Origin of the sequence: Streptomyces sp. CC53, assembly GCF_001865245.1 — a bacterium.
In the GTDB taxonomy this organism is placed as follows: domain Bacteria; phylum Actinomycetota; class Actinomycetes; order Streptomycetales; family Streptomycetaceae; genus Streptomyces.
The window spans coordinates 36,621-47,994 of record NZ_MKXB01000084.1 but is presented as its reverse complement, the minus strand read 5'-3'; the positions used below and the strand labels follow the sequence as shown (position 1 = coordinate 47,994).

9 protein-coding genes are annotated in these 11,374 nt (G+C 74.6%); 4 read left to right on the top strand and 5 right to left on the bottom strand.

Features of this window, described 5'->3' with window-relative positions:
* Positions 1–1,031, top strand: a 1,031-nt coding sequence (locus BJP40_RS07650; protein WP_226962549.1) for a potassium transporter TrkG, incomplete at its 5' end; no start/stop codon positions are given.
* Between the two features lie 205 nt (positions 1,032–1,236).
* Here BJP40_RS07650 and BJP40_RS07645 read toward each other — a convergent pair.
* Complete coding sequence (locus BJP40_RS07645) at positions 1,237–1,515, bottom strand: hypothetical protein (protein WP_071279657.1); 279 nt, start codon at positions 1,513–1,515, stop codon at positions 1,237–1,239.
* A 514-nt stretch (positions 1,516–2,029) separates the two neighbouring features.
* On the opposite strand from BJP40_RS07645, the gene BJP40_RS07640 reads away from it, so the two are divergent.
* Positions 2,030–3,067, top strand: coding sequence for a sodium:calcium antiporter (locus BJP40_RS07640; protein ID WP_071279655.1), 1,038 nt, complete (start codon positions 2,030–2,032; stop codon positions 3,065–3,067).
* Positions 3,068–3,277: 210 nt separating this feature from the next.
* Here BJP40_RS07640 and BJP40_RS07635 read toward each other — a convergent pair whose 3' ends face one another.
* Both BJP40_RS07635 and BJP40_RS07630 read right to left on the bottom strand, forming a co-directional pair.
* Positions 3,278–4,291: a sporulation protein gene (locus BJP40_RS07635; protein WP_071279653.1), complete on the bottom strand. Its 1,014-nt coding sequence runs from the start codon at positions 4,289–4,291 to the stop codon at positions 3,278–3,280.
* An 83-nt stretch (positions 4,292–4,374) separates the two neighbouring features.
* Positions 4,375–4,593: a hypothetical protein gene (locus BJP40_RS07630; protein WP_071279651.1), complete on the bottom strand. Its 219-nt coding sequence runs from the start codon at positions 4,591–4,593 to the stop codon at positions 4,375–4,377.
* 970 nt (positions 4,594–5,563) lie between these two features.
* Here BJP40_RS07630 and BJP40_RS07625 point away from each other — a divergent pair.
* The gene (locus BJP40_RS07625; protein ID WP_071279650.1) at positions 5,564–6,916 is read left to right on the top strand and encodes a hemolysin family protein; all 1,353 of its coding nucleotides are present in this window, start codon (positions 5,564–5,566) and stop codon (positions 6,914–6,916) included.
* Positions 6,913–7,944 (top strand): hemolysin family protein, encoded by a 1,032-nt coding sequence (locus BJP40_RS07620; RefSeq protein ID WP_071265637.1) that lies wholly within the window; start codon positions 6,913–6,915, stop codon positions 7,942–7,944. Before BJP40_RS07625 ends, BJP40_RS07620 begins: the two co-directional genes overlap by 4 nt.
* Before the next feature lie 100 nt (positions 7,945–8,044).
* Here BJP40_RS07620 and BJP40_RS07615 read toward each other — a convergent pair whose 3' ends face one another.
* Positions 8,045–10,183 (bottom strand): restriction endonuclease, encoded by a 2,139-nt coding sequence (locus BJP40_RS07615; protein ID WP_177204332.1) that lies wholly within the window; start codon positions 10,181–10,183, stop codon positions 8,045–8,047.
* 394 nt (positions 10,184–10,577) lie between these two features.
* Positions 10,578–11,204 (bottom strand): glyoxalase, encoded by a 627-nt coding sequence (locus BJP40_RS07610; protein ID WP_071279646.1) that lies wholly within the window; start codon positions 11,202–11,204, stop codon positions 10,578–10,580.
* Between the last annotated feature and the right edge of the window lie 170 nt (positions 11,205–11,374).

Genomic DNA, 11,374 nt, shown 5'->3' with positions numbered 1-11,374 from the left:
TGACGGCGGCGGCCGAGACCAAGAGCCTCGGCATCGGGGACGTGCGGCAGGTGCTGCTCGGCGTCGCCGGGACGACGGCCGCCGTCGAGCTGGCCGTCTGGGCGGTGCTGGCGCTGCGCTTCCGGTTCGGCTACGCCATGCCGATCGGTGACGCCGTCTACCACGGCTTCTTCCACTCGGTGTCCGCGTTCAACAACGCCGGGTTCGCCCTCCAGCCGGACAGCCTCACCCGCTATGCCACGGACCCGCTGGTGACGCTGCCCATAGCGGTGGCCGTGGTGCTCGGCGGCATCGGTTTCCCCGTCCTGCTGGAACTGCTGCGGCACCGCACCCGGCGCCGCTCGGGAGGGCGGCGCGGCTGGTCCCTGCACACCAAGCTCACCGTCCTCACGGCGGCCGGCCTGCTGGTGACCGGCACCGTGCTGACCTGCCTCCTGGAATGGGGCAATCCCGGCACGCTCGGCCAGTTCAGCTGGGAGGACAAGCTGCTCAACGGCTTCGTGCACTCCGTCATGACCCGCAGCGGCGGCTTCAACGCCATCGACATCGGCGCCCTGGAGAACGCGACCCTGCTGATGACCTGCGCGCTGATGTTCATCGGCGGCGGCAGCGCGGGCACGGCGGGCGGCATCAAGGTCACCACCTTCGCCGTGCTGGCCGCCGCGATGGTCGCCGAGGTGCGCGGCGAACCCAACTCCACGATCATGGGTCGCCGCCTCGCCCCGCACGCCCTGCGCCAGGCCCTCACCGTGGCCCTGCTCGGCGTCGGCTTCGTCATCGCCGCGTCCCTGGCCCTCATGACGGTGGTGAAGGCGCCGTTCGAGGTGGTGCTGTTCGAAGCGGTGTCGGCGTTCGGCGTGAACGGACTGTCCGCGGGTGTCAGCGCGCAGCTCCCGGTCCCCGGCCAACTGATCGCCGTCCTGCTGATGTTCGTGGGCCGCCTGGGGCCGGTCACCCTGGTCTCCGCGCTCGCCCTGCGGGAGCGCACCCGGCGCTACGAACTGCCGGAGGAGCGCCCCGTCATCGGCTGACGCGCTCCCGTCGTGCCCGCCGCTGCGCCCGGCGGCGCCCCCCGTACCGCCGCCGGCCGACGCCGCACGGCCGACGCCGCACGCGCGGCGCCCTCCCCGCCACGCCCGTCCCGTCGCCGTACCGTCCCGTCGCCGTACCGCCCTGTCCTGCGGTGCAGCCCTCCGGGGCGGACCCGCAGGGCTGCACCCAAGGCCCACGCTGCCGCTAGAGGCCCACCTGCCAGGCGAACGGCGGCAGTTCGGCGGCGCGGCAGTAGACGTCCACGGCCCAGGGCAGCAGCGCCGCCATCGGATGCAGCCGCGCCCCCTGGAGGCTGGCCAACTGCCGTGCGCTGTGCCGCACGCAGCCCGTGATCTCCGTGCCGTCCGCCGTCACGACGGTCACCGCCGTCAGGGGACCCTCACACGCCGTCGGGTCCTTGTCGTCCGCCGCCGCGCACCGGCACCCCGCCCCGTGGCCGCGGCTCTCGTTCCCGTCACCCATGTCGCCCCCTTGGCCGAAACCGCCTCCACACCCCGGAGTACCCGCAACCGGCCCACTCGGGCGCGGGCTTGACCGCATCGGGGGCAGCTGTTTCCCGTCCGCTTACCGTCGTGCGCCCGCACCCCACCACCCGCGTCCCGCGGTTCCCTGGCGCCACGTGCGGCGGTGACTCCGGCGCACCCGGACGGGGCGTGCACCTTGCCGCCCGCTCTCCGGCACCGGTCCACCGAGGGCACCTCGTGCACCCCCTGCCCGCCGGTCTCCGACGGCCCGACCGGAGCCCCCGTACCCCGCACACCGCCCGCGCGCCGGACCCGGGGCCGCGGACGGCGTCCCCCGCCACAGCTGCCCAACGCCCGTCGGCCCGCCGCGCCCGTCGGCGGCGTCCTGGGCCGGGTCACGGGAGTGCTTTGGGAAGGTGGGGGCATGAGCGGCTACGGAACCGGCCCGGCAGGCGGGGCGTCGACGTGGTCGCCCGCGGTCCCGGGCTCCCCGGGAGACGCCGGAGGCTCGTGTGACCGATTTCCTGACCGGGCTGTGGCCGCTGGGCTGGAGCCTCGCGGTCTTCGCCGTGGCCACGTCCGTGACCGTCGTGTGCAGTGTGCGGCTCGCCGTGTACGGGGACGTCCTCGCCGACCGGACGGGCTGGGGGGAGGCGCTGTTCGGCGCGGTGCTGTTCGGCCTGGTCACCTCGCTGTCCGGGATCGTGATGACCGCAGTCAGCGCGGGCCTGGACCAGCCCCGGCTCGCGTACGGCAACGCCGTGGGCGGGATCGCCGCGCAGACGGTCGCCATCGCCGTCGCGGACGCCTTCCTGCGCGGGGTGAACCTGGAGCACGCCGCCGCCTCCGTGAGGAACATGCTGTTCGGCTGCCTGCTCATCGGCCTGCTGGGCATCGCCGTCATGGCGTCCCTCGGGCCCGACGTCACCCTGGGGGGCGTGCATCCCGCGTCGCTGGTGATGGTGGCGTTCTACCTGGGCGGCCTGCGCCTGATCCGCCGGCAGGAGCAGCCCCTGTGGCGGGCCGTCCCCACCCGCGACACCGTCCCCGACGTCCCCGGCGAGGACGCCCCGGAGGCGCGCGTACGGACCTCGGGCCTCTGGTGGAGGTTCACGCTGACGGCCGGGCTGGTCGTCGTCGGCGGCTGGGCGGTGGCGCGGGCGGCCGCCGGCATCCTGGAGCACACCGACCTCAGCGCCGGGTTCGTCGGGGCGGTCCTGATGGGCCTGGTGAACGCGCTGCCGGAGACCGTGACCTCGGTCGCCGCCGTGCGGCGGGGCGCCGTGACGCTGGCGATCGCCGCCGTGGTCGGCGGCAACTGCCTGGACGCCCTGAACCTGGTCGTCGGTGACGTCTTCTACCGGGGCGGCTCGCTCTTCCACGAAGCCGCCCGCCAGGAGCTGTTCCTGACGAGCAGCGCGATCGTGATGACGGCGGTCCTGCTGGGCGGGCTGCTGCTGCGGCAGAAGACGGGCTGGCTCCGCGTCGGCTTCGACGGGATCCTGCTGGTCGTGCTGTACCTCGGCACGGTCGCCGTCCTCGCGTTCTGACGCGGCCGGGCCCGTCCGGTCACGGGACGCGGGCAGGAGCGGCCGTCCGGCGTCGGCGACGCCCAGGCGGCGGCCGGCCGCCGACCGGAGTGCCGGCGGCCCCGCGCCGGACGGGGCCGCCCCGCGAGGCGGGCGGGGCCACCCAGAAGGGGGCGTGCCGACAGTCCGGCGTCCCGGGTTCCCGCGACGGGCGCGGGAACCCGGGACGGATCAGCCCTCTTCGCCCTCGTCGTCGCCTTCGAAGAAGTCGCCGACCTCGTCCACGATCTCGGCGGCGACGAGACCGCCCGCCACGCCGACCGCGAGCCCCGCCGCACCGGCGGCGACGGCCGTGCCCATGCCCGGCCCGGACCGGTGGCCGTGGTGGCCGTCGTGCCCGTGGTGGTCGTTCTTGTGGGCGTACGGGTCGCCGTGGCCGTACCCGCCGGGTGAGCCGTACGCCGCGTGGCCGCCGTGGCGGTCGACGAGGCTGCGCACCCAGCTCTCGACCGTCGCGTTCCAGTCGGTGCGGGCCACGTCGTCGTGGTTCACGGTGAAGCGGTTCAGGGCGTCGTGCCCCCCGGAGAAGAAACCGCCGCGCTTGTCAGCCTCCACGATGACCTCCATGCCGCCGGCGTGCGCGAGGAAGGTGACCTCGATCTCGTTGACCTGGTGCGCGTACTGCGGCGCCGGGGCCATCTCGATCTCCTGGTAGAACGGCAGCTGCTGGCCGGTGCCGCGGATGTGGCCGTACTCCAGGTCGGCCGACCGGAAACCGAAACCGAGCTGCCCGAACGCCTCCAGGACGGCTTCCTGCACCGGCAGGGGGCCCACGGCGAGCGGGTCCGTGTCGCCCTTGTCCTTGGCGCCGGCCACACCGAGTTCGGTGCGCACACCGAGGACGATGCCGAGGGGCTGCCCGTGCAGCTCGTTGACCGGCGTCTCCCACGGCAGCGTCACGCTGAAGGGGACGGTGCGCTGCTCTCCCTCGGCGAGGCGGAAGCCACCGGCGACGGTGTACCGCTCGAAGGCGACGGCGCCCTCGGCCTCCCCTTCCTCCAGCTCCGCCTCGACGCGGGCGACGAGTTCCAGGGTGATGTGCTCGATGTCGAAGTCGGCGTTGCCGCCCTTCAGGTGGACCTCGCCGGTGAGGGCGCCGCCCGGCCGGACCGCTCCGGGCGTGAGGACCGTGTCCACCGAGGGGCCGCCGATGCCGATCGACCCGAGCAGTCGCTTGAACACCATCGTGGCGTCCACTCCTTCATGTTGCGCGTTGCCGTACGGAGAGGGGGCCGCCGCCCGTACCGGCGGCGGCCCCGCAGGAGGTGCTACTTCGCCGCGTCGAGGGCGGCGAGGGCCTGGGCCCAGCGGACGTACTTGAGATCGGCGAGGTCGGCCACCGTCTTGACGCCGAAGGCCTGCTCCAGCAGCTCGCCGTCCTTCTCGGAGACGCCCTTCAGCGCGCCCACCGGCGCGGCGAGGATCTCCGGCAGGCTCTTGTCCGCCCACGCCTTGTCCAGCACCTTGTCCAGATCCACCGAAGCCACGAAGCCCCTCCCACAGGTCACGGGGCGGTAGGAAGCCAGGCCAACGAGCCTGTCGGACACGCTTTCTGACGCTCCGTACCGCCGCTCATCTACACGTATGTAGAAGCATAGGCCCGGATGCCCTGCCGTGGGGGCGGTCCCGGTGAACGGACGGTGTACGTCACGGATCCGGCCACCTGCGGCGGGGGCACCCCCGGGTGGGCGGCGGGGTGCCGCGCCGTGCGGCCCGCTGGGCCGGGGCTGCGTCCCCCGCCGCAGTGCGGGGGACCCGGGGCGTGCGACACCCGCACCGCGCCACGGAACGCAAGCGGGCCGCGCGCCCCGCTGCCGCCCGTCCCCGGGCTGTGTCCGCCCCCGGCCTGTGCCCGACCTTGGCCTGTACTCGTCCCCGGCCCGTGCCCGCCCCAGCCAGTTCCCGCCGGCTCGTGCTCGTGCCCGCCACTGCGGGTCCGCGTCCGCCATTGCGGGTCCGCCCGCTCCCGGCCTGTGCCCGCCCCGGGCCAGTGCCCACCGGCTCGTGCCCGTGCCCGCCACTGCGGGTCCGTGCCTGCCACTGCGGGTCCCCCCGCTCCCCGGCCCGTACCCGCCGCTGCGTGCCCGTGCCCGCCGCCGCGGGTCCGGGGCCCCGCCCCCGGGGGTCCGTGCCTGCCGCCGGGGGCCGGCAGGCCGCTGCCCGACCGGCGGGCGGGCCCGGGCCGGGCGTGTGGGGCAGGGATCCCGGGGAACACAACGGGGGGCCGACGCGTTCTCTACACAGGCGTAGACCCACGAGCCGACGGCTCTTCCCGGATGCTTTGCCGCACCTTTACCATGGGCAGTCCGGGACGCCGTCCCGCCACACACCACACACGAGGACCGCCCGCCGGCGGTCCTCCGCACTGAGAAGGAGCAGCAGACCCGCAATGGGTGAACCTCCCAGTACCGGCCGTGCCGCATCCCGTCCGCTCGTCAGGGGACGGGGGGTGGCACGGTGACCGAAGTACTCCTGCTGCTTCTCGCTCTCGCGCTCACCCTGGCCTGCGCCGTCTTCGTCGCGGCCGAGTTCTCGCTGACCACGGTGGAGCGCGGCGACCTGGAACGCGCCGCCGAGGCCGGTGAGCGCGGTGCCGGAAGCGCCCTCAAGGCCGTGCGGCGCCTCACCTTCCAGCTGTCCGGCGCCCAGCTCGGCATCACCGTGACGTCGCTGGTCATCGGCATGCTCGCCGAGCCGTCCGTGTCCGTGCTGCTGCGCGGGCCGCTGGAGGCCGCCGGCCTGCCCGGCGCCGCCGTGTCGTCCCTGGCGACGTTCCTCGGCGTGGCCGCGTCCACGGTCGTGCTGATGGTCGTCGGCGAGCTGGTGCCGAAGAACTGGGCGATCTCCCGGCCGCTGGCCGTGGCGAAGGTCGTCGCTACGCCGCAGCGCGGCTTCACGGCGGCGTTCGGCCCGCTGATCCACCACCTGAACAACACGGCGAACCGCATCGTCCGCCGCTTCGGCCTCGAACCGGCCGAGGAGCTCGCCTCCGCCCGTACCCCCGAGGAGCTGGTCGCGCTCGCGAAGCACTCCGCGAGGGAGGGCGCCATCGAGGCGGACTCCGCGGAGCTGTTCGTGCGCACCCTGCACCTGGGCGAGCTCACCGCCGAGAACGTGATGACACCCCGCGTCGACGTCAAGGCGCTGGAGATCCACGCCACGGCGGCCGACGCCGCGAACCTCACCCTGGCCACCGGCCTGTCCCGGTTCCCCGTCTACCGCGACTCCCTCGACGAGGTCGTGGGGACCGTCCACATCCGCGACGTGCTGGCGCTCGACGAGGACAAGCGGCGCCTGACCCCGATCGCCGACCTCGCCACCACGCCGCTCCTCGTCCCGCACTCCCTGCCGGTCGACAAGCTGCTGGGCCGGCTGCGCGAGGCGCGCACCATGGCCGTGGTCGTCGACGAGTACGGCGGCACCGCCGGCGTCGCCACGGTCGAGGACATCGTGGAGGAGGTCGTCGGCGAGGTCCGCGACGAGCACGACCCGCACGAGACCCCCGACCTCGCCGAGAGCGAGCCCGCCGCCGACGGCCGCCGTGTCTGGCACGCCGACGGCAGCGTCCGCCTCGACCAGCTCAGGGAGATCGGCTTCACCGCCCCCGACGGCCCGTACGAGACGCTGGCCGGCCTGATCGCCACCCGCCTGGAGCGCATCCCCACCGTGACCGACCGTCTGGACATCGACGGCTGGCAGCTCGCCGTGCTGCACGTCGAGCACCACCGCGCCGACCGCGTGCGCGTCACCGGCCCGGCCCCCGAGGCCGCCGAGCCGCTCACCGCGCTGAGCGAGGAGGCCGTCCGATGACCACCCTGCAGTTGCTGATCGGCGCGCTCACCCTCCTCACCAACGCGTTCTTCGTCGGCGCCGAGTTCGCCCTGATCTCGGTACGCCGCAGCCAGATCGAGCCGGCCGCCCTCAAGGGCAACCGCCGCGCCCGGACCACCCTGTGGGGGCTGGAGCACCTGTCGGCGATGATGGCGACCGCCCAGCTCGGCATCACCGTCTCCTCCCTGATCCTGGGCGCCGTGGCCGAACCGGCCATCGCGCACCTGCTGGAACCGCCGTTCCAGGCCGCCGGCGTGCCGGAGGGGCTCATCCACCCCATCGCCTTCGTCATCGCCCTGACCCTGGCGACCTACCTGCACATGCTGGTCGGCGAGATGGTCCCGAAGAACATCGCCCTGGCCGCGCCCGCGCCCACGGCCCTGCTCCTCGGCCCGCCGCTCGTCGCCCTCACCCGCGCCCTGCGCCCGGTCATCTTCGGCATCAACGCCTTCGCCAACGCGATCCTCCGCCTGATGAAGGTCGAGCCGAAGGACGAGGTGTCCTCGGTCTACACCGACGACCAGCTCGTCCGCCTGGTGAAGGACTCCAGCGAGGCGGGCCTCCTCGACCCCGAGGACGGCGACCGGCTGCGCGACGCCCTCGAACTGGGCACCCGTCCGGTGGGCGAGGTCATGGTGCCGCTGAACCGCATGGTGACCGTCGGCCATGCGACGACCCCGCAGGAGCTGGAGCGCACCGCGGCCGTCCACGGCTTCTCCCGCCTGCCGGTCACCGGGCCGGGCGCCACGATCCTCGGCTACCTGCACATCAAGGACGCCCTGGGCGCCGCCGACCGGACGAAGCCGTTCCCGCGCAACACCCTGCACCCGGTCACCAAGGTCGCCCTGGACACCCCGCTGGACGACACGATGACCGCGATGCGCGCGGCCGGCACCCACCTGGCGGCGGTCACCGGCAACAAGGGCACCGTCATCGGCTTCGTCACGATGGAGGACGTCCTGGAGGAGCTCGTGGGACCGCCCCCCGGTCCCGTCGCCGCGACCTGACCCGTCGGCCGCCGGCCCGGCCCCGCAGGGGTCAGCGGGCCCCGCGGGCCCGCCGGCGCCGGTCCGCCGGCCCGGCAGCGGCCTTGAACGCTGCCGGGTGTCAGGCCACTTCCACTCCGTGGTCCTGCACGAGGGCCTCCAGGCCCCCGGGGTAGCCCCTGCCGCCCGTGACGAAGTCCCAGTCGCCGCCCGCCCGCCTGCGGAACGAGCCGAGGACGAGGGCCGTCTCCCCGGGGCGCCCGTCCGACACGGTCAACCGGTCGATCTCGGCTCCGGAGGCGTCCAGCAGCCGGATGCCCGCGCCGGTGAACCCGGACAGGTCGCCGTCCGGGTCGGCCCCCGGGTCGACGGCGGCGACCAGGACGAGCCGGTCGGCCCGGCGGGGCAGTGCGTCGAACGCGACGTGCAGGGCGGCCCTGTCCCCTCCGGACGGCTCCGCCGTGCGGACGGCGCCGTCCGGGGTCGCCGGGTTGTTGAAGAACACGAAGTAGTCCTCACCGAGGACCCGCCGGCCCTCGCAGACCAGGGCGCACACGTCGAGGGCCGCTGACCCGGTCCAGAACATGCCGAGCACGTTGCGGTCGCCGTCCGGCCCGCCGGAAGGCGCGGGCGGCCCGCCGGCCCCGGCCGGTTCCGCGGAGCCGGTGCCGCAACCGGTACCGGTGCCGGACCCCGAGCCGGTGCCGGTGCCGTCGCCCAGCCGGCCCCGCAGGCCGTGGCGGTGCAGCAGGCCGACCAGCTCGGCACCGGACACCAGCTCCAGCGGCTTGCCCTGCGCGAAGGTGTGCGACCCGGGGCCGAAGCGGGAGGTCGTCACCAGCACGCCCTTGTTCGCCCCGGCGTCCTGCATCGTGCCGTACAGGTCGCGGACCGCCGTCGGCGGCACGGTCTGCCGGTAGCGCTTCACCTGTACGACGATCTTGCCGCCCCGGATGGGCGTGGGGTCCACGGCCTCGACGTCCACGCCCCCGTCGTTCGAGCGCTGTGTCGTCACGGCCCGCATCCCCATCGCCCGGAACAGGTCCGCGACGAGCGACTCGAAGGCCACGGGGTCCATCGCGTACAGGTCCGGCTCGTCGTCGTCCTGCGAGACCACGTCCGAGCCCACCTCGTCGGGCCTGCGGCCCGGCCGGATCGCCGTCCGCTGGTCCGGGCGGGCCGACAGCTGCCCGCGCACCCCGTCCACCAGGCAGTCCACCGCATTCACCTGCTCCAGGTGCAGCCCCTCGAAAGCCGACCGGGACACCAGCGCCGTGGCGAGGAAGATCTGTGTGCGCCGGCCCGTCACCGGGTCGTGGTCGTCGACGAACCCGTTCAGCGCGACGGAGTCCAGGCTGCCGAACTCGTCGGCTGCGAAAAGGTCGTTGAGGGCCAGCAGTACGCACTGCGCCAGCACGTCCCGGTACAGCGCCCTGCGTTGGGTGACCGGCCGCGCGGTCTCCTTGTCCTGGTCGGTCGAGGGCATGTACCGGACGGACTTCGCCTCCGGGACGATGTCGTACCGGGGCAGCTCCCAGTCGAGCACCAACTGCCGGGCCGCGGCGTCGTACGCGGCGGAGAACTGGCGCGGCAGGCCGTCGGGCCAGGAGGACGACGACGACAGCGCGGCGGAGAAGTACTCCACCGCCGCCTCGGGAGAGCCGGCGCGGACCGCCGCCGCCAGCTCGGCGACACCGGCGTTGTGGCGGCGGATCTCCGCGAGCCGGGCCTGCGCCCAGGCGTCGTACTGCTGCCGGTAGGCGGCCAGCTGCGCCTGGCGCTGGGCCTCCGCCGCCTGCGCGGCCTGCCAGTCCCGCTCGAACCGCGCCCGCGCCTCCTCCTGGGCGCGCCGTCCCCCGCCGAAGCCCCAGCTGCCCTGCGGCTGGTACTCGTGCGGCTGCGGCATGCGCACGGGCTCGGCGAGCGGCCCGGGCGCGAACGGCTCGACCTGCTCCGGGTGCGTCATCGTCGCGGCGCGGAACGCGGGAGCGCGGCACCCGGTGGCCAGCAGCGACTGCAGGGCCGCGACCCGGGCGTCCAGTTCGTCGGTCCGGCGTCGGGCGTCCGCCTCGCGGTGCTGGCGGTACGCGGCCTGCTGCTCGCGGTGCGTCCTGGCCAGATCGCGTTCGTACGCGCGTCGGCGCCGCTCTTGCTCCCGCTGCTGCTGTTCGTGCGCCCGGCGCTCCGACTCCCGCTGCCGCTGCTGCTGCCGCTGGGCCTCGGCCCAGGCACCGATCAAACCGCTGGAGCGACGACTCATCGCGCTACCGGCCCCCTCCCTGCGACTGCGCGGCCCGCGCACCCGGCCTCCGGTCCCCACCCCGGGAATGGCACGACTGTAGTAGGAGATCGATGAACCTCTCATGTGCTTGCACGAGAAAGGCCAGGCCGGATGTCGCCGCGTCGCCCGGACGGTCGGAACTCGAACGCGCGACCGGTGACGAGGGGGAGGGGTGGGGTGCCCGGAGCGGCCGTGGCGCCGGCTCCTCCGGCCGCCGGGCCTGCCCCGGCAGGGCCCTCGGGCCCGGTCGTCGCGGCGCGGCCGCCCGGGGCGGCGGGGCCAGCCCCGGTCGGGCTCCTCGGTGCGGGGCGCCACCGGTGCCCGCCGGTGCCGTAAGGCGCGGGGCCTGTGGCCGGGACACCGGGCCGCGCGGTCAGCGGACCGGCGCCGCCTTCGCGGCCTCCCACGGGAAACCGTCGGGGTCGGTGAACGACGCGCCGGTGCTGCCCCCGATCACGAGGCGGTGCGATCCGCTGCCGTCGGGGGACACGCCGAGGTCCTTGGCGAGGGCGCGGCGCCGGTAGAGGGCCAGCTTGACGGCCCCGGCCTCGGCGGCGAACTCGGTGTACACCCGGCCGAAGCCCTTCGCCACGGTCAGGCCGTGCCCGACGTAGAAGCGCTTGCTGGCGGTGGGGTCCACGACGCCGATCAGCAGCACGAACTCGTCGATGTGCCCGGTGGCCGGCCCGGTGTTCTTCTTCGCCGAGGTGGCGACCTTCCAGATCGTCCCGTCCGGGGCCTGCACGACACCGCCGTAGCCCCACATCGACTTCGCGAGCCGCTTGAGCGACGTGGCGCCGGCGTCGAGGGCCGTGCCGACCAGGAGGTCGACGTCCGCCGGCTGCGCCACGGTGAGCCCCAGCGTGTAGCCGCGGAAACCGCTCGTCGGGGCGTCCGAGGCGCGCAGGTGGATCCGGTCGCGCAGACCGAAGGCGGTGTAGAAGCGGTCGGCGGCCTCGACGTCGGCCACCTCCAGGGTCAGGGAGGCGAGGGATTCCATGCCCCTCACGCTACGGACGGCACCGCTGCCCGCGCTTCTCGAATCCTGACCGGTCTGCCTGCCCCTGCCATGCCCCTCCGGGCCGCCCCGGCACGGTTCGCCGGCGCGCGGGGTGCCGGCCTCGGCCGTCCTGCCTGCCGGGCGGTGCTGCGCCACGTCGAGCGGGCGCC

Bases quoted from the DNA above. Each gene is read 5' to 3' on its own strand.
- BJP40_RS07645 (WP_071279657.1), bottom strand. From the start codon at position 1,515: ATGGGTGACGGGAACGAGAGCCGCGGCCACGGGGCGGGGTGCCGGTGC.
- BJP40_RS07635 (WP_071279653.1), bottom strand. From the start codon at position 4,291: ATGGTGTTCAAGCGACTGCTCGGGTCGATCGGCATCGGCGGCCCCTCG.
- BJP40_RS07620 (WP_071265637.1), top strand. From the start codon at position 6,913: ATGACCACCCTGCAGTTGCTGATCGGCGCGCTCACCCTCCTCACCAAC.
- BJP40_RS07615 (WP_177204332.1), bottom strand. From the start codon at position 10,183: ATGAGTCGTCGCTCCAGCGGTTTGATCGGTGCCTGGGCCGAGGCCCAG.
- BJP40_RS07610 (WP_071279646.1), bottom strand. From the start codon at position 11,204: ATGGAATCCCTCGCCTCCCTGACCCTGGAGGTGGCCGACGTCGAGGCC.